This is a genomic window from Pseudomonas sp. IT-P4, assembly GCF_949767755.1.
Lineage (GTDB): Bacteria > Pseudomonadota > Gammaproteobacteria > Pseudomonadales > Pseudomonadaceae > Aquipseudomonas > Aquipseudomonas monachiensis.
Genome location: NZ_CATKPX010000089.1, coordinates 39,501 through 65,338, shown reverse-complemented (window position 1 = coordinate 65,338; position 25,838 = coordinate 39,501). Strand labels below are relative to the sequence as shown.

Annotated in this window: 26 protein-coding genes; 16 read left to right on the top strand and 10 right to left on the bottom strand. The window is 59.1% G+C overall.

The annotated features are described in order from the left end of the window. Positions 1-207 precede the first annotated feature (207 nt). Positions 208-1,332, top strand: a complete 1,125-nt coding sequence (locus ACM6IT_RS26175; protein ID WP_414918981.1) for a polysaccharide deacetylase family protein — start codon at positions 208-210, stop codon at positions 1,330-1,332. Between the two features lie 336 nt (positions 1,333-1,668). Further along, positions 1,669-3,063, top strand: coding sequence for a PhoH family protein (locus ACM6IT_RS26170; protein WP_008050144.1), 1,395 nt, complete (start codon positions 1,669-1,671; stop codon positions 3,061-3,063). Positions 3,064-3,282: 219 nt separating this feature from the next. Here ACM6IT_RS26170 and ACM6IT_RS26165 read toward each other — a convergent pair whose 3' ends face one another. Further along, positions 3,283-3,639: an HIT family protein gene (locus tag ACM6IT_RS26165; protein ID WP_414918980.1), complete on the bottom strand. Its 357-nt coding sequence runs from the start codon at positions 3,637-3,639 to the stop codon at positions 3,283-3,285. Between the two features lie 613 nt (positions 3,640-4,252). Between ACM6IT_RS26165 and moaC the strand changes: the two genes are divergently transcribed. From moaC to ACM6IT_RS26145, 4 genes are all read left to right on the top strand, one after another. After that, positions 4,253-4,726, top strand: coding sequence for a cyclic pyranopterin monophosphate synthase MoaC (moaC, locus tag ACM6IT_RS26160; protein ID WP_056726185.1), 474 nt, complete (start codon positions 4,253-4,255; stop codon positions 4,724-4,726). Beyond that, positions 4,723-4,965, top strand: a complete 243-nt coding sequence (moaD, locus tag ACM6IT_RS26155) for a molybdopterin converting factor subunit 1 (RefSeq protein ID WP_075945584.1) — start codon at positions 4,723-4,725, stop codon at positions 4,963-4,965. Before moaC ends, moaD begins: the two co-directional genes overlap by 4 nt. 3 nt (positions 4,966-4,968) lie before the next feature. After that, positions 4,969-5,421 carry a molybdopterin synthase catalytic subunit MoaE gene (moaE, locus tag ACM6IT_RS26150; protein ID WP_046041968.1) on the top strand — a complete coding sequence of 151 codons (453 nt, stop codon included), beginning with the start codon at positions 4,969-4,971 and terminating at the stop codon, positions 5,419-5,421. Between the two features lie 320 nt (positions 5,422-5,741). Beyond that, a complete protein-coding gene (locus ACM6IT_RS26145; RefSeq protein ID WP_056726183.1) occupies positions 5,742-6,518 on the top strand; it encodes an ABC transporter substrate-binding protein in 777 nt (258 codons plus the stop codon). An 84-nt stretch (positions 6,519-6,602) separates the two neighbouring features. On the opposite strand, the gene ACM6IT_RS26140 is transcribed toward ACM6IT_RS26145, so the two are convergent. The 5 genes from ACM6IT_RS26140 to ACM6IT_RS26120 form a co-directional block, all read right to left on the bottom strand. Beyond that, positions 6,603-7,244, bottom strand: coding sequence for a transcriptional regulator (locus tag ACM6IT_RS26140; protein WP_056726182.1), 642 nt, complete (start codon positions 7,242-7,244; stop codon positions 6,603-6,605). A gap of 84 nt (positions 7,245-7,328) precedes the next feature. Next, positions 7,329-8,462 (bottom strand): NAD(P)/FAD-dependent oxidoreductase, encoded by a 1,134-nt coding sequence (locus ACM6IT_RS26135; RefSeq protein WP_409078406.1) that lies wholly within the window; start codon positions 8,460-8,462, stop codon positions 7,329-7,331. A gap of 141 nt (positions 8,463-8,603) precedes the next feature. Further along, on the bottom strand, positions 8,604-9,548 hold the full coding sequence (locus ACM6IT_RS26130; protein ID WP_414918979.1) for an ornithine cyclodeaminase family protein: 945 nt from the start codon (positions 9,546-9,548) through the stop codon (positions 8,604-8,606). 138 nt (positions 9,549-9,686) lie between these two features. Then, positions 9,687-11,177: an ATP-dependent RNA helicase RhlB gene (gene rhlB / locus ACM6IT_RS26125; protein WP_056726179.1), complete on the bottom strand. Its 1,491-nt coding sequence runs from the start codon at positions 11,175-11,177 to the stop codon at positions 9,687-9,689. 98 nt (positions 11,178-11,275) lie between these two features. Beyond that, positions 11,276-11,932, bottom strand: coding sequence for an alpha/beta hydrolase (locus ACM6IT_RS26120; protein WP_414914592.1), 657 nt, complete (start codon positions 11,930-11,932; stop codon positions 11,276-11,278). A gap of 468 nt (positions 11,933-12,400) precedes the next feature. On the opposite strand from ACM6IT_RS26120, the gene ACM6IT_RS26115 reads away from it, so the two are divergent. The 4 genes from ACM6IT_RS26115 to ACM6IT_RS26100 all read left to right on the top strand — a co-directional run bounded on the left by ACM6IT_RS26115 (position 12,401) and on the right by ACM6IT_RS26100 (position 16,580). Next, the gene (locus tag ACM6IT_RS26115) at positions 12,401-13,432 is read left to right on the top strand and encodes an amino acid ABC transporter substrate-binding protein (RefSeq protein ID WP_007972676.1); all 1,032 of its coding nucleotides are present in this window, start codon (positions 12,401-12,403) and stop codon (positions 13,430-13,432) included. Between the two features lie 65 nt (positions 13,433-13,497). Beyond that, positions 13,498-14,679, top strand: a complete 1,182-nt coding sequence (locus ACM6IT_RS26110) for an amino acid ABC transporter permease (RefSeq protein ID WP_056726177.1) — start codon at positions 13,498-13,500, stop codon at positions 14,677-14,679. Between the two features lie 10 nt (positions 14,680-14,689). Beyond that, a complete protein-coding gene (locus ACM6IT_RS26105; protein WP_056726176.1) occupies positions 14,690-15,787 on the top strand; it encodes an amino acid ABC transporter permease in 1,098 nt (365 codons plus the stop codon). Between the two features lie 28 nt (positions 15,788-15,815). Further along, positions 15,816-16,580, top strand: coding sequence for an amino acid ABC transporter ATP-binding protein (locus tag ACM6IT_RS26100; protein ID WP_008053474.1), 765 nt, complete (start codon positions 15,816-15,818; stop codon positions 16,578-16,580). A 65-nt stretch (positions 16,581-16,645) separates the two neighbouring features. Here the strand turns inward: ACM6IT_RS26100 and ACM6IT_RS26095 are convergent, their stop codons facing one another. Further along, positions 16,646-18,271 carry a S8 family peptidase gene (locus ACM6IT_RS26095; protein ID WP_414914593.1) on the bottom strand — a complete coding sequence of 542 codons (1,626 nt, stop codon included), beginning with the start codon at positions 18,269-18,271 and terminating at the stop codon, positions 16,646-16,648. Between the two features lie 267 nt (positions 18,272-18,538). Between ACM6IT_RS26095 and ACM6IT_RS26090 the strand changes: the two genes are divergently transcribed. The 5 genes from ACM6IT_RS26090 to ACM6IT_RS26070 all read left to right on the top strand — a co-directional run bounded on the left by ACM6IT_RS26090 (position 18,539) and on the right by ACM6IT_RS26070 (position 22,450). Further along, entirely contained in the window at positions 18,539-19,198 is a 660-nt protein-coding gene (locus ACM6IT_RS26090; protein WP_056726174.1) for a FadR/GntR family transcriptional regulator, read from the top strand. Further along, a complete protein-coding gene (locus tag ACM6IT_RS26085; RefSeq protein ID WP_414918978.1) occupies positions 19,188-20,492 on the top strand; it encodes a CynX/NimT family MFS transporter in 1,305 nt (434 codons plus the stop codon). The genes ACM6IT_RS26090 and ACM6IT_RS26085 overlap by 11 nt, the downstream gene beginning before the upstream one ends. 111 nt (positions 20,493-20,603) lie before the next feature. After that, positions 20,604-21,074 carry a nuclear transport factor 2 family protein gene (locus ACM6IT_RS26080; RefSeq protein ID WP_414914595.1) on the top strand — a complete coding sequence of 157 codons (471 nt, stop codon included), beginning with the start codon at positions 20,604-20,606 and terminating at the stop codon, positions 21,072-21,074. A gap of 40 nt (positions 21,075-21,114) precedes the next feature. Further along, complete coding sequence (locus ACM6IT_RS26075; protein WP_056726171.1) at positions 21,115-21,426, top strand: GIY-YIG nuclease family protein; 312 nt, start codon at positions 21,115-21,117, stop codon at positions 21,424-21,426. Between the two features lie 88 nt (positions 21,427-21,514). Beyond that, a complete protein-coding gene (locus ACM6IT_RS26070) occupies positions 21,515-22,450 on the top strand; it encodes a glutathione S-transferase family protein (protein ID WP_056726170.1) in 936 nt (311 codons plus the stop codon). 130 nt (positions 22,451-22,580) lie between these two features. Here ACM6IT_RS26070 and ACM6IT_RS26065 read toward each other — a convergent pair whose 3' ends face one another. Continuing rightward, the gene (locus ACM6IT_RS26065) at positions 22,581-22,931 is read right to left on the bottom strand and encodes a glutaredoxin family protein (protein WP_414914597.1); all 351 of its coding nucleotides are present in this window, start codon (positions 22,929-22,931) and stop codon (positions 22,581-22,583) included. Continuing rightward, positions 22,931-23,935, bottom strand: coding sequence for a nucleoid-associated protein YejK (gene yejK, locus ACM6IT_RS26060; RefSeq protein ID WP_007972706.1), 1,005 nt, complete (start codon positions 23,933-23,935; stop codon positions 22,931-22,933). Before yejK ends, ACM6IT_RS26065 begins: the two co-directional genes overlap by 1 nt. A gap of 396 nt (positions 23,936-24,331) precedes the next feature. On the opposite strand from yejK, the gene ACM6IT_RS26055 reads away from it, so the two are divergent. Beyond that, positions 24,332-24,613 carry an HU family DNA-binding protein gene (locus tag ACM6IT_RS26055; RefSeq protein ID WP_007905514.1) on the top strand — a complete coding sequence of 94 codons (282 nt, stop codon included), beginning with the start codon at positions 24,332-24,334 and terminating at the stop codon, positions 24,611-24,613. 72 nt (positions 24,614-24,685) lie between these two features. Here the strand turns inward: ACM6IT_RS26055 and rlmF are convergent, their stop codons facing one another. After that, the gene (rlmF, locus tag ACM6IT_RS26050; RefSeq protein ID WP_414918977.1) at positions 24,686-25,714 is read right to left on the bottom strand and encodes a 23S rRNA (adenine(1618)-N(6))-methyltransferase RlmF; all 1,029 of its coding nucleotides are present in this window, start codon (positions 25,712-25,714) and stop codon (positions 24,686-24,688) included. Between the last annotated feature and the right edge of the window lie 124 nt (positions 25,715-25,838).

Below are 25,838 nucleotides of genomic sequence, written 5' to 3'. Positions count from 1 at the left end.
GGTTGTTCGTGTTGACTCCAGCTATGAGCGTGATAGGTGATCGGTGGTGTCATGGGACAAGATCGCAGCCTCGCTTCGCTCGACAACTCCTACGGGACCGGGTTGGCTCAAAAATGGAATCGGATCGCGTAGGAGCTGCCGTAGGCTGCGATCTTTTGATCTTCCCGGGATATAGTGCCGCGCGGGTTTTGTTATGGAGACATCCCATTGCGTATCGCTTTTCTCATCTCGATCTGGCTACTGAGCTTTGGCGCCGTCGCGGCACCGGGTGATGTGGCGACGCTCGATCGCAGCACCTGGCCGGAAAAACTCGGTAATCCGACGCTGTTCGACGTGGCGTCCAGAGCCGAGATCCTCATGTTTTCCAGCGTCCTGTTGGCCAGCGAGGCGCTGGATGAACCCGGCCTGGCCCAGCGCCTGGGCCTGCGCACGATCAATCTGGAGTCGGTCAACCGGGTTCGCCAGCGCATGTGGCAACGGCTGCTGGCCAACTACAACTTCGCCCAGCAGAGCTGCGACCAGGATGCCTCCTTCTGTTTCCTGGTCGAAGACATGCCCACCTTGCGCGAGCAGGCTGCCAGGTTCCAGGTCGGCGCAGACAGCTACTACATCAAGTGGGCCGAGCCGAGCCGTGTGTTCCACACCCAATACCTGGACGAACAGTTGCGCAAGGCCGCTCTGTTCCCGCAAACCAGCAGCGAAGTCGATCATTTTGGCGACTATGAGCGCAGCGGTGACGGAATGCATGACCGGCTGTTTCTGCTGACCTTCGACAGCGCCGCCAACGCCGCGCCGGATAACTCTGCCTGGGTCGCCGAGTACCTGCGCAAGTCGAACCTGAGCGGGACATTCTTCGTCCTCGGCAAGGACATCCAGGCGCGTTTGGCCGACGCTTCGGTGAGCAACCTGCAAGAGACCTACTCGAGCCAATGCATCGGCGTACAAGGCTGGGAGTTCCGTTCCCACAGCCACTGGCAGGACTGGCAGGACTCGGTGCGCCGCAGCGCCGAACTGGTCAAGAGCAAGCTGCCGGAGAACTACGTGCCCCTGTTCCGTCCGCCCGATGGCCAGCGCCGCTCCGATGCTGAAGGCTTCTTCAAGACTCAGGGGCTGCAGGTAGCGCTGTGGGACATCGACGCCCAGGACGGTGCCGGCAAACTCAAGGGCAACCCGAGTGCGCAACGGGTGCTGACCCTGATGCTGCTGTGGCGGCACGGGGTGATCAATTTCAATGTGAAACAGGATGCAGTGAAAACGGCATTGCCGTGGCTGGTCACACAAACGGCGCCTGTCGGGATCGGCTGGGAGGATTGCCAGGATGCGTTTCGCTGAAAATGACAAAACCCCGTAAACATTGGGTTTTTGCCGATTTTGGAAGGGGATTCGTTGCAGGTGGACTTCCGACTTTAAACGGGTGATGGCAGTCCGCCAAGTGCTATTGGTCAATCTGCAAAATAAACTTCAAAAAAGCGTCAAAGTACTTTTTTCTGTCACACGTTTTGGAGTATTACGAAGACAGACCGCCGAAACCTGCAACACAGGTGGCGTCTTCCAAGACCCCGCATGTATGCAGAACACTTGAGTCCCCGCAGGTGTATTCGGCAGTCACTTCGAGGCGCAGCACCGTCAAGGTATTGCGTCGAATGGCTCCCACAAAGGTGACCGAGTATGGATGATCACGGACGTAGCTCTTCTTCCAACCAGCCAATCCTTTATGTACTCGATACCAACGTATTGATTCACGATCCAAACGCGCTGCTTAACTTCGAAGAACACCACGTCGCGATCCCGATGACCGTGCTTGAAGAGCTCGACAAGCTCAAGAGCGGGCATCACAGCGTAGCCGCCGAATGCCGCCAGGCCATCCGCCTGATCGACAAGACTCTGGGCGATGCCTCACCCGAGGATGTCGAGCAGGGTGTGCCGATCCAGCGTGGCAAAAGCGGACCCAAGGGTTTGCTGTCAATTCTGATGAGCAAGCATGCCGAGCCGAACCTGATTCTGCCCGAGCATCTGAACGACAACAAAATCATCAACCAGCTGATCGACCTGCACGCGCGCGACCCGAAGAAGCCCGTGGTGCTGGTCACCAAAGACATCAACATGCGCCTCAAGGCGCGCGCCTGCGGGATCGCGGCCGAGGACTACAGCACCGACCAACTGGTCGACGACGTGTCCTTGCTGCCCAACGGCTACCACAACATGACCGGCTCTTTCTGGGACCGCGTGAGCAAGGTCGAAACCCGTCAGGACCACGGCCGCACCTGGCATCAGGTGCAATTGATCGACAACCTGCCGGCGGTGCACATCAACGAGTTCATCATTGATGAACAGGGCTTTGTCGGCTGGATCAAGGAGATTGAAGAAGACCGCTTGCTGATCCTCGACCTGCACCAGGAACCGCTGCTGCACCAGGAAGCCTGGGGGCTCAAGCCGCGTGATATCTATCAGAGCCTGGCGTTGTACGCCTTGCTCGATCCGGACATCCACCTGGTCAACCTGTCGGGTGCCGCGGGTTCGGGTAAAACCATCCTGGCGCTGGCCGCTGCGATCGAGCAGACCATGGTCAGCAAGCGTTATCGGCGCATTATCGCCACCCGCAGTGTGCAGGGCCTGGACCAGGAAATCGGTTTCCTGCCCGGCACCGAAGCGGAAAAAATGGAGCCGTGGCTGGGCGCCATCACCGACAACCTCGAAGCCTTGCACATGGATGACGAAAGCACCCATGGCAGCGTTGACTACATCCTCAGCAAAGTGCCGTTGCAGTTCAAATCCCTCAACTACATCCGGGGCCGCAGCTTCCAGCAGAGCCTGATCCTGATCGACGAATGCCAGAACCTCACGCCGCACCAGATGAAAACCATCATCACCCGTGCCGGCGCCGGTTCCAAAGTGGTGTGCCTGGGCAACCTGGCGCAGATTGACACCCCATACCTGTCCGCGACCAGCTCCGGGCTGACCTATCTCACTGAACGCTTCAAGGACTTCCCGAACGGGGTGCACATCACCCTGCAAGGGGTACCACGCTCGATCCTGGCCGAATACGCCGAATCGCATTTGTAACTGTCCATCGGAACCGGGTGGCCGCAAGGTCGCCCGGTTTTTTTGTACGCGACGTAAAGGTCCGCGCCTCAGGGCAGACCCAATACCGATGAATGTGTTTCTGCAAAGCCTGGGGCCGAAAGCAGTCTTGTTTACAGAGATTGCGAAAAAAAGCCCTTGAGGGTTTCCGTAAGAATTGATTGAGCGTTCAATACCTCTTGGGTCGGCTCAGGCTGTGAGCTACTGAACTTTTTTTCGCGTCCAGCTGAAAAAGAAGGGGCCATCAATAATGCGTTCATTGTGTTCCGCCAAATATAATTTGGTCACGGAGGCATACCTGGGGAAAACATGGAAATGTAGCTCATGATTGAGCTCGGAAATACGCATTATGTATATTTTTTCAGGAGAAAATAGCGTGTTTAAGGCTCGCTCCGTAAGTGCTAAACCTTTCATCAGTTCAGCGCTTTCCGCCGAACTTAGTTCTGCGAGTCTTGATATGTCCCGCTTAAGAGAAATAATCATGTAGCCAGGGATGTCGCAGTCCCGGCAGTGAGAGATTACGATGTGTTTTCCTGAGTGAATTGTCCGCGCTGGCATGACTGGCCTCCCGTGTGCCACCATGGTTGAAGTGTAGGACCTGCCCCGTTGAGCTGCTGCCGGAGGTCAGTAGAAAAAACCTGATGCGATACCTCAGTGCTGAAATTTTTAAGATCGTTAGCTTTGCTGGTCATTTTTTCTCGAATTAACAAATCGGTCTAATATTTAGTTGTAGGAAGTTTCATGGCGGGCCATGAGTGCGTACTTACGGAGAATTCTCACGTCGAAATTTGTTATAAAATAATCAGTAACTTATCGGCTGGTGCACCCATTAAAATTGATCAGTGATGTCAGGAAAAGCGAATTTTCAGTAGGCTTTTGTTACATTTCTTTCTGTTGTTTGGTATGACTTTAATTTGTGTTTTTAAAACTTAATAAGGAATCGCATCTGAAGCTGTCCACCGAGTCCGTGTGTATGAAGAACCTGTGGGAGCGAGCTTGCTCGCGATGACGGTGTGTCTGTCGACATCTCGGGTTAATGACAGGCCACTATCGTCGGAACGCCGCCCGGAGCAAGCTCGCTCCCACATTGGTTTGTGGTGTGCCGATAATCAAGCGTGCGAAAAATTGACCCGCAGGTTTACAATCGACGCTCCTGATCAGGAGTAATCCCGTGCTGACTCATCTCGATTCCCAAGGTCGCGCCAACATGGTCGACGTCACTGAAAAAGCCGTGACGTTCCGTGAGGCGACCGCTCAAGCGCTGGTGCGCATGCTGCCCGAAACCCTGCAGATGATCGTCAGCGGCGGCCACCCCAAGGGTGATGTGTTTGCCGTGGCGCGCATTGCCGGCATTCAGGCGGCGAAGAAAACCAGTGATCTGATTCCCCTGTGCCATCCGCTGATGCTCACCGGCGTCAAGGTCGAGCTCAGTGCCGAAGGCGACGATTCGGTGCGTATAGTGGCGCGCTGCAAGCTGTCCGGGCAGACCGGCGTTGAAATGGAGGCCCTGACCGCCGCCAGCGTCGCCGCGCTGACGATCTACGACATGTGCAAGGCCGTGGACCGGGGCATGACCATCGAAAGCGTGCGTCTGCTGGAGAAGGTCGGCGGCAAGAGCGGCCATTTCCAGGCGGAGCAGTCATGAACGTTACCGTGAAGTTTTTCGCCCGTTATCGTGAAGCGTTGGGTCTGGACTCGGTGAAAGTGGAAGGCAACTTCGCCACCGTCGACGACGTCCGTGCGCTATTGGCCCAACGTGACGGTGCCGAGGTGTTGAGCGAGCAAAACCTGATGTGCGCCCGCAACGAAGACCTGTGCCAGCTCGACGAGCCGGTCAGTGAGGGCGATGAAGTGGCGTTCTTTCCGACTGTGACCGGAGGCTGAGCCATGGCGATTCGCGTGCAGTCCACCGCGTTCGACCCGGGTGCCGAAGTCAATGCCATGCACGATGCCAATGTCGGCGTGGGTGCGGTGGTGAGTTTTGTCGGCTACGTACGCGACTTCAATGACGGCCTCGATGTGGCCGGGATGTTCCTCGAACACTATCCGGGCATGACTGAAAAGGCCCTCGGAAAGATCGCCATCGAGGCCGAGCAGCGCTGGCCGTTGCTCAAGCTGGAAGTGCTGCACCGCATCGGCGCCCTGGAGCCGGGCGAGCCGATTGTCTTCGTTGGCGCGGCCAGCGCCCATCGTCAGGCGGCATTCGACGCCTGCGCCTTTGTCATGGACTACCTGAAAACCCGTGCGCCGTTCTGGAAGAAAGAAATCACCAGTGACGGGCCGCGTTGGGTTGAGGGGCGTGACAGTGATCATGCGGCGGCGGATCGCTGGAAGCAGTAGTTTCTGCGGCGTTCTCAAGTCAGCCTTCGCAAGCAAGCCCGCTCCCACAATGGATCTGGTTGAACACAAATTTTGTGTACGACACAGAACCCTGTGGGAGCGGGCTTGGTCCGGGCGGCGTTCCGACGAAGGGGCCATCTGACTCATCCAATACCTTGCAGAACCACCACCTGACCATCGGCCGGAACGGGCTGCATTTGCCTCATTGACGAATTATACATAAAAGTCCAGTATGGAATTATAAGTACAAAAAAGGCTTCCACCCGTTTCAGCTTTTTCTTCTGTCTTGCCAAACCAACAACAACCGCGAGAAAACGAACATGAAGAAGTTCCCCCTCATCACCGGTCTGGCCCTGAGCCTGTTGGCGTGCAGCTCTGTGTTCGCCGCCGAGAAAACCTTGCGCATCGGTATCGAAGCGGCGTATCCACCGTTCGCCTCGAAAACCGACAAAGGTGAAATCGTCGGTTTCGACTATGACATCGGCAATGCCCTGTGCGCGCAGATGAAGGTCAAGTGTGTGTGGGTCGAAGGTGAGTTCGACGGTCTGATTCCTTCCCTGAAGGTGAAGAAAATCGACATGGCGCTGTCGTCCATGACCATCAATGAAGACCGCAAGAAGTCGGTGGACTTCACCCACAAGTACTATTTCACTTCGTCGCGCCTGGTGATGAAGGATGGCGCGGTGGTGGATGACCAGTACGCCAGCCTCAAGGGCAAGACCGTCGGCGTGCAGCGCGCCACCACGACCGACCGTTACGCCACCGAGGTGTTCGAGCCAAAGGGCATCAACGTCAAGCGCTACAGCAACAACGAAGAAATCTACATGGACCTGGCAGCCGGTCGCCTCGATGCGATTTTTGCCGACACCATTCCACTCAATGACTTCCTGTCGATGCCACGCGGCAAGGGTTACGCCTTTGCCGGGCCGGAGCTGAAAGATCCGAAATATGTGGGCGAGGGTGCCGGGATTGCCGTGCGCAAGGGCAATACCGAACTGGTCAGCGAGCTGAACACGGCCATTGATGGCATTCGTGCCAGTGGTGAGTACCAGAAGATTTCGGACAAGTATTTCAAGTCCGACATTTACGGCGATTGATCAAAAAGATCGCAGCCTGCGGCAGCTCCTACAGGGGAATGCGTTTCACTGTAGGAGCTGCCGCAGGCGGCGATCTTTTGATTTTCAGCCCTTCAATTCCTTCAAATGCTTGTACACCGTCGCCCGGCCCATGTTCAGCACATTGGCCACGTAGTTCGAGGCGCTTTTGCCCTTGAACGCGCCTTCGGCGTGCAACGCCAGCACCAGTTCGCGCTTGTGGTCGCGAGTCAGCAGATTCAGGCTCAACTGCCGCTCGCGCAGCCAGGCGTGGAGGAAGGTGTTGATCCGCTCCTGCCAGTCATCGCGAAACAGCGCATCCGGTTGCGGGATCAGCTTGGTCGGCGACAGGAACAGGTCCAGGGCGGCCTTGGCATTTTCGAACAACGAAATATTCAGGTTGATGCACAGCACCGCCTGTGGACGACCTTCACTGTCCCGAAGCACCGTGCTGAGGCTGCGAATCTTCTGACCATCCCAGTTGAGCTTTTCGTACGGCCCGATGTTTCGTTCGCTGACATCGTCGCTGAGCATGTCTTCCAGCGCCGAGTCGTCGCCGATTTCCCGCTTGGACAGGTTGTTGGCGATGTAGTCGACCTTTTGCGTGCGCAAGTCGTGCAGCACCACTTCGGCGTGGGGGAAAAACAACGTGGCGATGGCGTCGGCAATCGCGTGGAAGTTATCCAGGGATGTGTCGTCCAGGGCCGAGTCTTTTTCGGGAGCGTTCATACAGTGGAACTCCAGGCAGCGTCAGCGCCCCATCAAAGGGGCGCTGAAAGTGTGCCGTAATCGTGTGGGCACGTCACCTGAGGATCAGGATCCGCCGAGGCGGGCAGGGGAGAGCATTTCGGCATTCAGCCCGAAATGGCCGAGCGACTCGGGCAACGCGGCACCGCGCACCAGTGCCGCGCTGGCCTGGCCCATGGCCGGTGAGGTCTGGATGCCATAACCGCCTTGTGCCGCGACCCAGAACAGCCCCGGTACCTGTGGATCGAAGCCGGACAGCAAGTCGCCGTCGCTGACGAAGCTGCGCAGGCCGGCCCAGGTGCGGGTCGGGCGGCGAATGGTCAGGGTCGTGGCTTCTTCGATCTGGTAGATGCCCATGGCAATGTCCAGCTCTTCGGGCTGCACATCGTGGGGTTCCACCGGGTCGGCGTTGGCCGGTGAACCGAGGAACATCCCGGCATCGGGTTTCATGTAGAAGGATTCGTCGAGGCTGACCAGCATCGGCCAGTGGTGGATGTCCACGCCTTCGGGACCGGCGAAGATGAACGCGGCCCGGCGTTTGGGTTGCAGGCCCAGGGGATTGGCGCCAGCCAGTTGGCCGACCTTGTCGGCCCAGGCGCCGGCGGCGTTGATGATGACCGGTGCGCTGAAGGTCTGGCTGCCGGTCTGGACGTGCCATGTACCCTGGCTGTCGCGGCTCAGGCTGACGACTTCGCTGTCGGTGTGCACTTCGCCCTGGTTGCGGCGGATGCCGCGCAAATAGCCCTGGTGCAGGGCATCGGTGTCGATGTCGCTGGCGGTCGGGTCGTAGATGGCGCCGTGGACCTTTTCCCGGCGCAGGATCGGTACTAACGCGCAGGCCGCGTCGGCGTCGAGCAACTGCATCTCCGGCACCGTGGTTTTTGCGCTCTGGTATTGCCTGTTCAGCTCGTCCGGGTCACCGGTCAAGTCCACGGTCATTTCGCCGCGCGGGGTCAGCAGCGGGTGTTCGCAGAAACCACTGGGCGGGTTGTCGAAAAAGTCCCGGCTGGCCAGGGTCAATGCCCGCACTTGCGGGGTGCCGTAGGCGGCGGTATACAGCGCCGCCGAGCGGCCGGTGGAGTGATAGGCCGGATGGGATTCGCGCTCGAGCACGATCACGCGGCCGTGCTGCGAAAGCCAGAAACCCGTGGAAGCACCGGCAATCCCGCCGCCGATGATGATGAAATCTGCCTGGCTCATGAACGTCTCCTGTTGGGGCGTAAATGCCGGATTTATGGTGATCTCTTGTAGGAGCTGACGAGTGAAACGAGGCTGCGATCTTTTCAAAAGCAAAGTCAAAAGATCGCAGCCTTCGGCAGCTCCTACAGGATGAATTTGGTGTCAGTGCGTGAGGCGATAGATCGCGTTGGCCAGCGCAATGTCTTCCAGGCCCAGGCCGATGGAGCGGAAAAACACATGGCGATCGTAATCAGGGCGCAGGACTTTTCCGCTGAGCAGGTCGGGCAGGTCGCCGACAATCGCGCCCTTGTCCCAGTCGTGCCGTTCGGCGGCGATCAGCATTTCGCCGGCCGAGCCCGGGGTGGTCAGGCGATAGTCGCAGAACACCTGCATGTCGTTGAGGCTTTGCGGCGGCACTTCATGGGCGCGCGGCGCATTGGTGCTGATGGAGGTGATCAACGCCGGTTTGCGCAAGCTCGAAGGATCGATCACCGGACCGGCGGACGAGGTGCAGAGCATGATCACGTCGGCGTCCTGAACGGCAGCTTCGCGACTGTCGACGATGTTCAGGCGTGGCTCGATGTTTTTCAGCAGGCGCACGGTTTCGGCGTCTTCGCTCACGCTCGGCGAGTACAGGCTGATGCTCTGCCAGTCGCGCAGGCCTTTCACGTAATGCAGGTGCGCCTGGGCCACTTTGCCGCTGCCAATAATGGCAAGGCGATTGGCTGTGAGTGGTGCGAGGGCATCGACCGCGACGGCGGTGGTCGCCGCGGTGCGCGCGGTGGTCAGTTCGCCGGCATCGCACAGCAGCAGCGGCTGGCCGGTCTGCATCGACATCAACAACGTCCACGCCGTCACCAGCGGCCCCTGCTCACGGACGATGTACGGCGACGTCTTGATTCCGTATACGCCTTCTCCGGCAAGCACACCCAAGTAGTTAATGAAGTCGCCGGCGCCCTGTGGAAATTCCACCAGTTGCTGCGCCGGTTGTACGGCTTGCCCGGCGGCCAGGTCGCGGAACAGTTTGCGCAGGATCTGTGGCACATCGACCTGCGCCAGTAGCTCGCGAGCCTGGGCTTGGGGGATCACTTGGGGCGTGCTGGACATGGTCGGCTCCGGAGCTGAGAGTAAACTAATTTGTCTATTATGGACTTTTAGATATCTACAGCAAGCTCCTGTTGAAAAAAAGCCGGACGAAAAAAAAGCGCAGTCCGTTTCCGGCTGCGCTTGTCTTTTCAGCGTCCCTTAATGCGGGCGCTTGCGTTCAACGGCCCGCAACAGATGCGTCGGTGGCGTTTCACAGCTGATCTTGCGCCCCAGCTTTTCCTCGATGGACGGTAGCTGGTAGGAGTCGTCTTCACCGGCAAAGCTGATGGACACACCGTCGGCACCGGCGCGGCCGGTACGACCGATGCGGTGCACGTAGTCGTCCGGCACTTCCGGCAGGGTGAAGTTGATCACGTGGCTGATGCCGTCGATGTGGATGCCGCGACCGGCCACGTCGGTGGCGACCAGTACGCGAATCTTGCCTTCGCGGAAGCCTTCGAGGGTCTTGATGCGCTTGTGCTGCGGCACGTCGCCGGACAGTTGCGCGGCGTTGATACCGTCACGCACCAGGCGTTCTTCGATGCGTCGTACTTCATCCTTGCGGTTGGCGAAGACGATCACCCGCTCCCAACCGTTGTCGTTGACCAGGTTGTAGAGCAGTTTGTATTTGTCGGCACCGGCCACCGCGTAGATGTGCTGCTCGACGTTTTCGTTGGCCACGTTCTGCGACTCGATCTCGACGATCGACGGGTCGGTGGTCCATTGCTTGGCCAGGTTCATCACGTCTTCGGTGAAGGTCGCGGAGAACAGCAGCGTCTGACGCTCGGACTTCGGCGGCGTCTGGCGAATGATCTGGCGCACTTGCGGGATGAAGCCCATGTCGAGCATGCGGTCGGCTTCGTCCAGCACCATCACTTCGACCATGTCCAGGTGTACGTCGCCGCGCTGGTTGAAGTCCAGCAGGCGGCCCGGCGTGGCCACGAGGATGTCGCAGTGGCGGGCCTCGAGGTGCTTGAGCTGTTTGTCGAAGTCCATGCCACCGACGAACGTCATGACGTTGAGGCCGGTGTACTTGGTCAGGTCGGCGGCGTCCTTGGCGATCTGCACTACCAGTTCGCGGGTCGGTGCGATGATCAGTGCCCGTGGCTCACCCATGTAGCGCTCTTTCGGCGGCGGGGTTTGCAGCAACTGGGTGATGATCGAGACCAGGAACGCAGCGGTCTTGCCGGTACCGGTCTGGGCGCGGCCGATGGCGTCTTTGCCCGCGAGGGTGAAGCCCAGTACCTGTGCCTGGATCGGCGTGCAATACGGGAAGCCCAGGTCCTGGATGGCGTGCATCAGTTCCGGGGCGAGTTTGAAATCGTGGAAGCGGGTCTTGCCTTCCTGGGGCTCGACGACGAAGTCTTCGAGTTTCCATGGGATGACCGGTGCCTTTGGCTTGGGTTCGCGGCGCGGTCTGGCGGGTTTTGGCGTTTCGCTGAGCGGCTGTTCCGGGGCTGTTATCGCCGCAGGCAGGTCAGCCATTGCGGTCTTCGGCTCATGCTTGGGTGCCGCCGTGGCGGTGGCTCGTTCAGACTGATTACCGTCGGTGCGGTGGCCGGGAGCGTGAGACGCAGGGCTGGGAACTGGCGCGAGTTGCTCAGTCTCGCTTTTACCGAACATTTTCTTGAGTGCTTTGAGCACGGTCATCTCATCAATTGATTAAGGAATGTACGCCGGGCAGTGTAATGCAAGAATCGGGCGCGGCGTAGTGGGATGGATCAAAGGGTGTTTTTAAACACAAATGCTTAACGCAAGCGCTCGGCGAGCCAGACGCCGATGTCGCGAATTTCTTCGGGTAACACTTCGTGACCCATTGGGTATTCCTGCCATGTCACGGTGACACCACGCAGCTTCAAATGCTCGTAGGCGCTACGCCCCATCGAGTTTTGCACCACATCGTCGTACTGGCCGTGCATCGACAGCACCGGAATCCGCTGCTGGCTGGCGGACAGTTGCAGTTCGTCGCTGAAGGTCGGTGCATAAGTAGAAAGGGCAACGACGCCACCCAACGGGCCCTGCCATTTCAGAAATGCGGTGTGTAAAACCACGGCGCCGCCCTGGGAAAAACCTGCCAGGAAGATCCGCGAGGCGTCTATTCCGCTGGCTCGCTGCACTTCTATCAATTCAATGACACGGTTCGCCGACTCTTTCAGCTGCTCGCGGTTGATCGCGCGCGCCGGGCTCATGGCCAGGATGTCGTACCAGCTCGGCATCTCGTAGCCGCCGTTGATAGTGACAGGGCGATGCGGTGCCTGCGGGAGAACGAAGCGGGTACTCAGCAAGGTTTCCTGCAGCGCTTCGGCCACCGGCAGGAAGTCGTATCGATCGGCGCCCAGGCCGTGCAGCCATATAACGCAGGCGTCTGCGGGCTTTACGGGCTGAAGAATCAAGGGCTCGGTCATATCTGCTCCAATGTTGTGCGTGCGCGTACATATAAGTGCGTGATCAAAGTGCGCGTCAGGTTGATCCGTTAATAAAGTGTCGCAAGCGTACAAGTTTTGCTATTGACCTGCAGCTGAACCGCTTCGGCGAGCGGTGTGGTACGGGCTTTGCTATGGGGAAACGGTGCAACCCATCTCGCGCCCGGCGGTAACACTATCAGTGTACTGCCGACTGTGGGATAGCAATGAATCCGGTGATGGATGTTCGCCAATGGCCGCTACGGGGCTTCGCGAACGTGAAAGGGCTACAGCCCGTTCGGCCGACTGGTGAGAGTGAGTTTTCCATGACGTGGATTTTCTCCTACTAGACTCATAGCTAACGTCTTACGTCGGTTGACCCCAAAACAAGCCAACACGGGTCGACTACGCCTCAAAAGGGTGCGACAGGACTCACGCTCCGACACAACAAGAGCAAAACTGGAGGTTTGAATGAAGATGTTGAAATCCACCCTGGCTATCGTGACTGCAGCCGCAGTACTCGGTGTCAGCGGGTTTGCCCAGGCGGGCGCAACCCTGGATGCAGTGATGAAGAAAGGTTTCGTGCAGTGTGGCGTCAGCGATGGCTTGCCAGGCTTCTCGGTTCCGGATTCCACCGGCAAGATCGTCGGTATCGATGCTGACTACTGCCGTGCAGTAGCGGCGGCTGTCTTCGGCGACGCGACCAAGGTCAAGTTCAGCCAGTTGAACGCCAAGGAGCGCTTCACCGCGTTGCAGTCCGGCGAAATCGACATTCTGTCGCGCAACACCACCATGACCAGCTCCCGCGACGCGGGCATGGGCCTGAAATTCCCGGGCTTCATTACCTACTACGACGGCATCGGCTTCCTGGTAAACAACAAGCTGGGCGTCAAGAGCGCCAAGGAACTGGACGGTGCAACCATCTGCATCCAGGCCGGTACCACCACCGAACTGAACGTTTCCGACTACTTCCGCGGCAACGGCCTGAAATACACCCCGATCACCTTCGACACCTCCGATGAAAGCGCCAAGTCGCTGGAATCCGGTCGTTGCGACGTACTGACCTCCGACAAATCCCAGCTGTTCGCCCAGCGCAGCAAGCTGGCTTCGCCGAAAGACTACGTGGTTCTGCCGGAAACCATTTCCAAGGAACCTCTGGGCCCGGTCGTGCGTAATGGCGACGACGAGTGGCTGGCGATCGTGCGCTGGACTGGCTACGCCATGCTCAACGCTGAAGAAGCCGGCATCACTTCGAAGAACGTCGAAGCCGAAGCCAAGGGCACCAAGAACCCTGACGTTGCCCGTCTGCTGGGTACCGACGGTGAATACGGCAAAGACCTGAAAGTGAAGAAAGACTGGGTCGTGCAGATCGTCAAGCAAGTCGGCAACTACGGCGAAGTGTTCGAGAAAAACCTCGGCAAGAGTACTCCGCTGGAAATCGACCGCGGGCTGAACGCTCTGTGGAACGCTGGCGGCATTCAATACGCACCACCAGTGCGCTGATGGTTCTATCACCCGGTGGGCCAACCACCGGGTGATGTTCTGTTCCATTATTTGCGGGGCACTTCATGCAAAATTCAATCGGCGCGCCAAAGCAGAGGCTCAGCCTCAGCGATCCACGCGTGCGTGCTTGGGTATTCCAGATCATCACGATTATCGCGGTGGTCTCGCTGGGCTGGTTTCTGTTCGATAACACGCAAACCAACCTGCAACACCGGGGCATTACCTCCGGGTTCGACTTTCTGGAGCGCAGTGCCGGTTTCGGCATCGCTCAACACCTGATCGACTACACCGAAGCGGACACATACGCCCGGGTGTTTGTCATCGGCCTGCTCAACACCTTGCTGGTGACCTTCATCGGTGTGATCCTGGCGACGATCCTGGGTTTCATCGTGGGTGTGGCGCGACTGTCGAAGAACTGGATCATCGCCAAGGTGGCGACGGTGTACGTGGAAGTTTTCCGCAACATTCCGCCGCTGCTGCAGATCCTGTTCTGGTACTTCGCGGTGTTCCTGACCATGCCGGGGCCGCGCAACAGTCATAACTTCGGCGACACCTTCTTTGTCAGCAGCCGCGGCCTGAACATGCCGGCGGCGTTGATGGCGGATGGTTTCTGGCCGTTTGTGATCAGCGTTGTAGTCGCCATCGTCGCCATCGTGCTGATGAGCCGCTGGGCGACCAAGCGCTTCGAAGCCACCGGGGTGCCGTTCCACAAGTTCTGGGTCGGTCTGGCGATGTTCCTGGTCATTCCTGCGCTGTGCGCGCTGATTTTCGGCGCACCGGTGCACTGGGAAATGCCGAAACTGCAAGGCTTCAACTTCGTCGGTGGCTGGGTGTTGATCCCGGAACTGCTGGCGCTGACCCTGGCCCTGACGGTGTACACCGCAGCGTTCATCGCCGAGATCGTGCGTTCGGGCATCAAGTCGGTCAGCCATGGCCAGACCGAAGCGGCGCATTCCCTCGGCCTGCGCAACGGTCCGACCCTGCGCAAGGTGATCATTCCGCAGGCCCTGCGCGTGATCATCCCGCCGCTGACCAGCCAATACCTGAACCTGGCGAAGAACTCCTCGCTGGCGGCCGGTATCGGTTATCCGGAAATGGTCTCGCTGTTTGCCGGGACCGTGCTCAACCAGACCGGCCAGGCGATCGAGGTGATTGCCATCACCATGAGCGTGTACCTGGCGATCAGTATCAGCATTTCCCTGCTGATGAACTGGTACAACAAGCGCATTGCGCTGATCGAGCGGTAAGGAAAAGCGCATGAGTACTCATACTTTCAAACCTGACATGCCGCCACCGAACCGCAGCATCGGTGCGGTGGCGTGGATGCGCGAGAACATGTTCTCCAGCTGGCTCAACACCCTGCTGACCCTGTTCGCGTTCTACCTCATCTACCTGGTGGTACCGCCGATCCTGCAGTGGGCGATCCTTGACGCCAACTGGGTCGGCACCAGCCAGGCCGACTGCACCAAGGAGGGCGCCTGCTGGGTGTTCATCCAGCAGCGTTTCGGCCAGTTCATGTACGGCTACTACCCGCCGGTATTGCGTTGGCGCGTGGACCTGACGGTGTGGCTGGCGATTGTCGGCGTGGCGCCGTTGTTCATCTCGCGCTTTCACCATAAGGCGGTGTACGGGCTGAGCTTCCTGGTGCTGTACCCGATCATTGCCTGGTGCCTGCTGCATGGCGGCGTATTGGGACTGGATGCCGTGGCGACCAGCCAGTGGGGCGGCCTGATGCTGACCCTGGTGATCGCCACCGTCGGCATCGCCGGTGCGTTGCCACTGGGCATCGTCCTGGCGCTGGGCCGTCGTTCGAACATGCCGGCGATTCGCGTGGTCTGCGTGACCTTCATCGAATTCTGGCGCGGCGTGCCGTTGATCACGGTGCTGTTCATGTCCTCGGTGATGCTGCCGTTGTTCCTGCCTGAAGGCATGAACTTTGACAAGCTGCTGCGGGCGCTGATCGGCGTGATCCTGTTCCAGTCGGCCTACGTGGCCGAGGTGGTGCGCGGTGGCCTGCAAGCGATTCCAAAAGGTCAGTACGAAGCGGCGGCGGCGATGGGCCTGGGTTACTGGCGCAGCATGGGCCTGGTGATTCTGCCGCAAGCCCTGAAGCTGGTGATCCCCGGCATCGTCAACACCTTCATTGCGCTGTTCAAGGACACGAGCCTGGTGATCATCATCGGCCTGTTCGACCTGCTCAATAGCGTCAAGCAAGCCGCCGCCGACCCGAAATGGCTGGGCATGGCCACCGAAGGCTATGTGTTCGCCGCCCTGGTGTTCTGGATTTTCTGTTTTGGTATGTCGCGCTATTCCATGCATCTGGAACGCAAGCTCGACACTGGCCACAAGCGCTAAGTCGCTACCTAATTTAGGAAGTTTTGTGATGAGCGAAGCAATCAAACAGCCTGTGAGCCCTGAAGGCATTATTCAGATGCAGGGCGTGAACAAGTGGTACGGTCAGTTTCACGTACTCAAGGACATCAACCTCAACGTCAAGCAGGGCGAGCGTATCGTCCTGTGCGGCCCGTCAGGTTCCGGCAAATCCACCACCATCCGCTGCCTCAACCGTCTGGAAGAGCATCAGCAGGGCCGCATCGTGGTCGATGGCGTGGAGCTGACCAACGACCTCAAGCAGATCGAAGCGATCCGTCGTGAAGTCGGCATGGTGTTCCAGCACTTCAACCTGTTCCCGCACCTGACCATCCTGCAGAACTGCACCCTGGCGCCGATGTGGGTGCGCAAGATGCCCAAGCGCAAGGCCGAGGAAATCGCCATGCACTACCTGGAACGCGTACGCATTCCGGAGCAGGCGCACAAGTACCCGGGGCAGCTGTCTGGCGGTCAGCAACAGCGTGTGGCGATTGCCCGTGCGCTGTGCATGAAGCCGAAGATCATGCTGTTCGACGAACCGACCTCGGCACTCGACCCGGAGATGGTGAAAGAGGTACTGGACACCATGATCGGCCTGGCCGAAGACGGCATGACCATGCTCTGCGTGACCCACGAAATGGGCTTCGCCCGCACCGTGGCCAACCGCGTGATCTTCATGGACAAGGGCGAAATCGTCGAACAGGCTGCGCCGAACGACTTCTTCGATAACCCGCAGAATGAACGCACCAAGCTGTTCCTGAGCCAGATCCTGCATTGATCGGTCAGTGACTGTCTCAATGAGCCCCGCCGATTGTTCGGTGGGGCTTTTTTTATGAGTGCGGGTCAGTCTGCGGTTTTGCCGCGTTCCAGTGCCAGCTGCACTGCCCGCAGGGCATTGAGGCGACCATGACCGTAGTAATGACTGTGGCCGTTTTGATCGTATTGACCAAGGGGGCCGTCGTCGGCGTGGCTGATTTTGTTGCAGCAATCGGCGAGCAGCTGCCGAACCTGTTCGCGGTCCAGTGCCGGGTTGACCCCCAGTACCAGTGCTGCCACGCCTGCGGCTCCAGGGCAGGCGCTGGAAGTGCCGCTGAACAGTTCGGTGTAGGCCGCATTGATCGGGTCGGCAAACCGGCCGCTCAGATCCGTGGTTCGAATGCCTCGGGTCTGCGGGACTGAAGTGGCGGGTTTGAACTTTGGATCGGGGTGTTGCTGGTCCCCGCTGGGGAAGCAACACCACAATGCTTTGCCGTAGTCACTGTAGGCGCTGCGACGATTTTGATCATTGCAGGCACCCACGGCAATGACCATGGGATGGCTGGCATAGCCATCGTTGTCCACGCTCTCGTTGCCGTTGCCGGCACCAAAAAAAATGACGCAGCCTTTGCCCTGGCGGCCTTTGGTCGCGGCGTACTCTATGGCCAGGCGGGTGCTCGCGGCCAGCGCAAACTCCTGAGTGTGCCTGGCGTCGGTAGGGTCAGCCCAATGTCCTTCCGATGGCCCCCAACTGCAGGAAATGACATCGGCCCCTTGGTCCGCAGCCCAGAAAAACGCGTCTGCTTCGGCTCGGGCGCCTAGTGGCTTGGTCAGTTTCAACGGCATGAGACTGGCTCGAGGTGCCACGCCGCTGGCGCCGGCTTCACCATTGGCGCATGCAACACCGGCGACTGCCGTACCGTGGCGCTCAAGGGGGGTTTTAGGCCGTGGGCCTTGAGGGGCGTTCAGGCGGTCAAAGTTTTTTGCTCCGATGATTTTGCCGGTTCCGGCGAACTCGGGGTGATCGATATCAAAGGCATCGTCGATGATCGCGATCACGATGCCTTCACCCTGGGTCAAGGCATGGGCTGCCTCGACATTGGCGCTGGCATCGACCTGAACCTGATAGGTGACGGTGGTTTTTTTCAGGTGCCATTGGTTGTCATGGATCGTCCGGCGTTGGCCCGGACGCAGTATTTCCGGGTGGCAGTAGTCGACGTCCTGACGTTCGAGCAATTGAAGTGTGAATGAGCAGACTTCAGTGCCGCGACAATGTGCGTGATATACGAAAAAGGCATTGGCCGCGTAGGGAACCTGCTGTTTGATGGTCAGACCCAATTCATCGAGGATAACCAGGCACTCTGTCGCAGTGAGTCGATCGACGAATTTCAGGAAAATGTTTTCGGTGTAGAAAACAGGTTCCCGGGTATGAGGATCGACCAGAGCGCTGCCGGCGAAACGTACGTCTGGCAACTCGCGCAGCAACGCCTTGCATTGGCGAACATCGGCATTGTCCGGCAGTTTGAATAGCTGAACGTCGGCGTCCTCGATGTGTAGTACCAACTCACTGTCGGCCAATGCCTGTCGAGCTTTTTCGCAGTGTAACGTTTCGTCAAGCCTGCTCCCGGCCTGGCTGCGTACAACGAGCAGTTGCCGATCCTTTTCCAGTAAAAAACGTCGGCTGTGCTTCTTGCCGAAAATGACTTCTTCCATCGGTTGTTCCCATTCCCTTCAGACATTCGAGCGAAAGTGCCCGCATTAAAAGTCCGAAAGTCTGATGGCCTGTCTCAATTTCGGATGTCAGCTCTTTCATGTGGCCTGGGTGGGAAATCACTTTCAGGCGTCAGGAATTTCACCTTCTGTCTTAAGGAGTCTTCAGGTAACAGGGTGATACGCGAAGGAGGGTGCCTTGCCTGATTGGGCGAAGCTGACTATCATGTCAGAAAATTCATCCTATGATTGGATGAGAGGGCGAATTCCATGTCAGAAATCTCTCCATTGGTAAAACGATCCCTGGTCGATCAGGCCTTGGATCAGTTGCGCCTGCGTATCAACCAGGGCACCTGGGTCGTGGGCCAGCGCTTGCCCACCGAGCCTGAGTTGTCCGCTGAGCTGGGCATCAGCCGCAACACCGTGCGCGAAGCCATGCGCGTGTTGGCATTTTCCGGGTTGATCGAAGTCCGTCAGGGTGACGGCAGTTACCTGCGGGCGGTGGTCGATCCGCTCGATACCTTGAAGGCGCTGTCCCGTTGTTCCCTTGAACAGGCACGGGAAACCCGGCACATCCTAGAAGTCGAGGCCATTGGCCTGGCAGCGATGCGCCGTACCGACGAAGATCTGGTGGCATTGCACGAGGCCCTGGGTGTCAGCGGTAGCCACTATCACGGCGATCTCGACACCTACATCGCCTGCGACCTGGTGTTCCACCGCCGTCTGGTGGACGCCGCGCACAACCCGACCCTCAGCGAGTTGTATCGCTATTTCTCCAGCATCGTCGGCGCCCAATTGCGCCAGACCCTGAGCATCGTCCCGCGCCGTCAGGAAGTGTTCGACCTGCACATCGCCTTGCTCGATGCCGTCGAACAACGCGACCCGGAACGGGCCAAGGCCCTGTCGAGGCAGTTGATCAATGAACCTTGAAACCGAGAAGTCCATGCACCGCAGTGAGTTATCCACAGCCCCCAAACGTTCGGCCGAGCTGGAAGAACTGCTGATCGATGCCGAGGCCGATGACGAACAGGTCCAGCACACCCACCCGGTTCTGCGTCGGCCCTGGCTGTTGCTGTTGGGCCTGATACTGGTGGCGCTGAACCTGCGCCCGGCGCTGTCGAGCATGGCGCCGATGCTCAGCGAGGTGTCGAAGTCCCTCGGTCTGACAGCTTCTCAGGCTGGATTGCTGACCACGTTGCCGGTGCTTTGCCTGGGCCTGTTTGCGCCGTTGGCACCTGTGCTGGCGCGGCGATTTGGTGCGGAGCGAGTGGTGCTGGGTATTCTCCTGGCCCTGGCGGGCGGGATCATCCTGCGCAGTTCGTTCGGTGAAATCGGCCTGTTTGCCGGCAGTGTGCTGGCCGGTGCCAGCATCGGCGTGATCGGCGTGTTGCTGCCGGGCATCGTCAAGCGCGATTTCCCGAAGCAGGCCGGGACCATGACCGGTGTCTACACCATGGCCCTGTGTCTGGGGGCGGCAATGGCGGCGGGTGCGACCGTGCCGTTGAGTGAACACTTTGACAAGCGTTGGGCGATGGGCCTCGGCTTCTGGGTCATTCCGGCATTGGCGGCCGCGCTGTTCTGGTTGCCGCAAGTCGGCCAGAAACACGGCGCACATAACGTGGCCTACCGGGTTCGGGGATTACTGCGCGATCCGCTGGCCTGGCAGGTGACCCTGTACATGGGCTTGCAATCGTCCCTGGCCTACATCGTGTTCGGCTGGTTGCCGTCGATCCTGATCGGCCGTGGCCTGACCCCGACCCAGGCCGGACTGGTGCTCTCGGGTTCGGTGATCGTTCAACTGGTCAGTTCCCTCGCCGCGCCATGGCTGGCGACACGGGGCAAGGATCAGCGCCTGGCGATTGTGATCGTGATGGCCCTGACCCTCGGTGGACTGTTCGGTTGCCTGTACGCTCCGATTGAAGGTCTGTGGGGTTGGGCGATTGTGCTGGGGTTGGGGCAGGGCGCTACGTTCAGCCTGGCATTGACCCTTATCGTGTTGCGCTCGCGGGACTCCCATGTCGCGGCGAACCTGTCGAGCATGGCCCAGGGCTTCGGTTACACCCTGGCGTCCATGGGGCCGTTCGCGGTCGGCATCGTGCATGACTGGACCGGCGGCTGGACGGCCGTGGGCTGGATCTTCGGTGTCATCGGCCTTGGTGCGATTCTCGCCGGCCTGGGGGCCGGGCGTGCGTTGTATGTGCAGGTCGAAAGCGAAAAGGTCTGATCCCCGCACACTGTCGGTATTCGTCTTGCGAATGCCGATAGTGTTCGACCCGTTTGCAGACTATCGTGCAGGCAATCGTTCGATACCCATTGCACAACAGGGAGTCTGCCCATGAGTGAAGTCCACAGCGCCTTGATCACCCGCTTCTACCAGGCCTTCCAGCGTCTCGATGGCGAAGCCATGGCTGCCTGCTACACCGATGACGTGGTGTTCAGTGACCCGGCGTTCGGCGAGCTTCATGGTCGTGATGCCGGCGATATGTGGTGCATGCTCACCACCCGCGCCAAGGATTTCTCCCTGACCTTCGATCATGTCCGTGCCGATGATCGTACCGGTAGCGCCCATTGGGTCGCGACCTATCTGTTCAGCCAGACCGGCAATACCGTGGTCAATGACATCCAGGCACGCTTTGTCTTTCGCGATGGCAAGATCTGCGAGCATCACGACAGTTTCGACCTGTGGACATGGTCGCGTCAGGCCCTGGGTTTCAAAGGCCTGCTGCTGGGCTGGACGCCACTTGTTCGCAACGCCGTTCGATCACAGGCCCTGAAGGGGTTGAAGGCATTCCAGGCCAGTCGCTGATAAGATCGCGGCTTGTTTCCTTTCAAGCCCTGATCGTTACGTGACCACCCTTAGCGAAAGCCCTGTCGACGCCGACACCCCCGCGAGCAAATCCTGGTTCGTCTATCTCGTTCGCGCTGCCAACGGTTCGCTCTATTGTGGGATCAGCGATGATCCCGTGCGTCGCTTTGCCAAGCATCAAAGCGGCAAGGGCGCGCGATTCTTTCTTTCCAGCCCGGCCATGGCCCTGGTCTACACCGAACGCTGTCGCGACAAAAGCGATGCGTTGCGTCAGGAGCGGCTGATCAAAAAACTCAAGAAGAGCGCCAAGGAATGCCTGGTGGCGAACGCCGCCCCTGGCTTATCACTCTGACTGATCAGTTCCCATCAGGCAGATCTGTAGGCTGCCAGGTGATTGCGCGCTAAGCTGCGGACTCCTGATTCTTGCGGCGGAGCCGAGCATGTCCGAGTTGATTCTGCATCATTATCCGACGTCCCCCTTTGCCGAGAAGGCCCGCCTGCTGCTGGGCTTCAAGGGCTTGTCCTGGCGCTCGGTGAAGATCTCGCCAGTGATGCCCAAGCCGGATCTCACGGCATTGACCGGTGGCTACCGCAAGACACCAGTGCTGCAGGTCGGTGCCGATATCTATTGCGACACGGCATTGATTGCCCGGCGACTTGATCAGGAAAAGGCCTTGCCGGCGTTGTTCCCGGAAGGTCAGGAAATGATCACCGCGTCGTTTGCCGCCTGGGTTGATTCGGTGGTGTTCCAGCATGCGGTCAGCCTGGTGTTCCAGCCGGAATCGATTGCCGTGCGTTTCGGCAATTTACCGCAGGAAGCGATCAAGGCGTTTTTGGCCGACCGTGCCGGTTTGTTCAGTGGTGGCAGCGCTACAAAATTGTCTACCGAACAGGCGAAGCATCAGTGGCCAACGATCATGTCGCGCCTGGAGCAACAGTTGCAGCGCGAGGAGGGTGACTACCTGTTTGGCGAGCCGTCGATTGCCGACTTTGCCCTGGCTCATTGCCTCTGGTTTCTCAAGGCCACGCCGGTGACGGCTCCGTTGGTCGAAGCTTATCCGGCAGTCAATGCATGGCATGCGCGGGTATTGGGCTTCGGTCATGGTGCATCCAGCGAGATGAGTTCCGAAGAGGCTCTGGCAGTGGCGCGCACGTCCACGCCAGCGGCTTTGCCAGATCAGCAGTTTGTCGATCCCAATGGATTCACGGCGGGGCAGCAGGTAGTGATCGCAGCCACGGACTACGGCGTTGATCCGGTGGCGGGGGAGTTGTTGTTTGCCGGCCGCGAGGAGCTGATTGTACGGCGAGAGGACGAGCGTGGCGGTGTGGTGCATGTGCACTTCCCGCGGTTTGGCTTCCGGATCGAAGCCTGCTGAAACCGACATATAACTGTGGTGAGGGAGCTTGCTCCCGTCGGGTCGCGAAGCGGCCCCTTGAAGAGGGACTGCTGCGCAGTCCAGCGGGAGCAAGCTCCCTCGCCACAGCTGTCGTGCAAATCTGCTGGGATTACTTCAACGCCGCCAGAATCGCATCCGGGTCATACCCGCGAATCAGCGTCCCGTTCACATCGATGATCGGAATGCCGCCACCGCCCAGTGCCTGATAGTCCGCGCGCGCGACTGTATCCTTCTCGATATCGAACTCCTTGTACGCAATGCCTTTCTGATCGAGGAAGCGCCGGGTCAGCTTGCAGTAGCCACACCACTCGGTGGCGTAGAGCACGACGTTGGCCTTGGCCTGAGTCTGCGCCGGCACCACTTGCGATGGATTGAACACCCGCTCGATCTTGCCCCAGTTCTGATAGGCCACGACCACCAGCAGGATCAGCAGGAATTTCTTCAGTACGCCGCCGAGCATCAGTTGCGACGCTTCAGCTGATCGGTGAGTGAAGTGGGCAGGCCCTTGATGATCAGCGTGCCGGCTTCTTCGTCGTACTCGATCTTCGAGCCCAGCAGGTGCGCTTCGAAACTGATCGACAGGCCTTCGGCGCGGCCGGTGAATCGGCGGAACTGGTTCAGGGTGCGCTTATCGGCCGGGATTTCCGGCGAGAGGCCGTAATCCTTGTTGCGGATGTGATCGTAGAAGGCCTTCGGGCGTTCTTCGTCGATCAGTCCGGACAATTCTTCCAGACCCATTGGCTCACCGAGCTTGGCCTGGCTGCTGGCGTAATCCACCAGGGTCTTGGTCTTCTCGCGGGCGTCGTCTTCCGGCAGGTCTTCGCTTTCAACGAAATCACTGAAGGCCTTGAGCAGGGTACGGGTTTCACCCGGACCGTCGACGCCTTCCTGGCAGCCAATGAAATCGCGGAAATACTCCGAAACCTTTTTCCCGTTCTTGCCTTTGATGAACGAAATGTATTGCTTGGATTGTTTGTTGTTCTGCCACTCGGAAACGTTGATCCGCGCCGCCAGGTGCAACTGGCCAAGGTCCAGGTGACGGGACGGCGTGACGTCCAGTTCGTCGGTCACGGCCACGCCTTCGCTGTGGTGCAGCAGGGCGATGGCCAGGTAGTCGGTCATGCCTTGCTGATAGTGGGCGAACAGCACGTGGCCGCCGACCGACAGGTTCGATTCTTCCATCAGCTTTTGCAGATGTTCGACCGCCACGCGGCTGAACGCAGTGAAATCCTGGCTGCCCTCGAGGTACTCCTTCAGCCAGCCGCTGAACGGGAACGCACCGGATTCCGGATGGAACAGGCCCCAGGCTTTACCCTGTTTGGCGTTATAGCTTTCGTTGAGGTCGGCGAGCATGTTCTCGATGGCCGCGGACTCAGCCAGTTCAGAGTCACGGGCGTGGAGAACTGCAGGTGTGCCGTCGGGTTTTTTGTCGATCAGGTGGACGATGCAATGACGGATCGGCATGGGCTTCTCGGCTGAGTGAAGAGAGGAGGGCGTGCTCCCCCGAAAAAGCGCTCAGTGTACCGCAACCACTGGTTTTGGCGCGGTGCGAAGGGCAATTGACGGGTGACCGACGGCGCTTATGCAGTTTTTTCCTGTTTTAGCGCAATAAAGCTGACCAAATGGGTAGCTAGAGGCGGATATTTCCACGTCTGTGTGCTAGCTTTGCCCGGTCTTGCGCGAAGTCACTGCGTTAAGCGTGCAGTCAGCATTTGTCAGGTCGAACCAAACCCTGATTTCGGTATCTATAACCCCGATCCCGAGGTTATTTGGCCGAGGGTGCCAGATCCAAAAGATCGGGCTCGATGGCTGACATTGCACTGTGCAATCCATATGAATTTGATAGGGAAGGAACACTAAATGGCTCTTACTAAAGACCAACTGATCGCCGACATCGCTGAAGCTATCGACGCGCCGAAAACCACCGCGCGTAACGCTCTGGACCAACTGGGCCAAATCGTTGCCGATCAGCTGGAAAACGGCGGCGAAATCACTCTGCCAGGTATCGGCAAACTGAAAGTGACTGAGCGCCCTGCCCGTACTGGCCGTAACCCTTCGACTGGCGCTGCCATCGAAATCGCTGCCAAGAAAGTGATCAAGCTGGTTGTGGCCAAAGGCCTGACCGACGCTGTTAACAAGTAAGACTTGTTAAGAAAAAACCGTGCACCGGAGCGATCCGGGCACGGTTTTTTTGTGGGCGCGATAAAGCGCTCACTACGCTTGAACGTTGCTCCATCGTGCCTGGCGCCAGGCCTGTTGCTGCGCTTTGGTCTGGAAGGTCCAGGCGACGAAGCGGCTCTGCTTCTGCCCCTGGGACATTTCCACTACCAGGCTTTCCAGGGCACCGGCCTTTTTCAGGGCGGTCTGGATCGCCGGCAGGTTGGACGCCTTTGACACCAATGTACTGAACCACAACACCTGCTGGGCTACCTGCACGCTTTCGCTGACCAGTTGGGTCACGAAGCGTACTTCTCCGCCTTCGCACCACAACTCGGCCGACTGGCCGCCAAAGTTCAACACCGGCAGCTTGCGTTTCGGATCGGCTTTGCCCAGGGCGCGCCATTTGCGCGTGCTGCCCCGCGTGGCCTCGTCCAGCGAGGCGTGGAATGGCGGGTTGCACATGGTCAGATCGAAGCGCTCCGTGCTCTCCAGCAGGCCTGTGAGGATCTGCTTGGGATTGCTCTGCTGGCGTACCTGAATGGCTTTGTTCAGGCCATTGGATTGAACGATGGCCTTTGCCGCGGCGATGGCGGTCGCATCGATATCGGAACCGAGGAACTGCCAGCGATAGTCGCTGTAACCGATCAGCGGATACACGCAGTTTGCGCCCATGCCGATATCCAGCACCTTCACAGCGGCGCCACGGGGGATCACACCGTCATTGCCACTGGCCAGCAGGTCGGCGAGGAAGTGCACGTAGTCGGCACGGCCTGGCACCGGTGGGCACAGGTAGTCGGCCGGAATGTCCCAGTGAGCGATGCCGTAGAACGACTTGAGCAGCGCCCGGTTGAACACCCGCACGGCTTCCGGGCTGGCGAAGTCGATGCTTTCCTTGCCGTACGGATTGATGATCACGAACTTCTTCAGTTCCGGCGCGCTTTTGATCAGCGTCGGAAAGTCGTAGCGACCCTGATGGCGATTGCGCGGGTGCAGACTGGCCTTTTCCTTCGGGGCGACGGCCGTGGCCGGGGTCTTCGGGGCAGGCTTTTTGCGCGCAGGCTTGGGGGAGCGGGGGGCGGTCATGGCGGTGGTCGATTCGGGTATGGCTAAAAGTGGCGGGCATTGTCCCACATTGATGGCGAATGCGCCGAACCCGTAGGAGCTGCCGCAGGCTGCGATCTTTTGATCCTGTTTTTTAAGCAAAGTC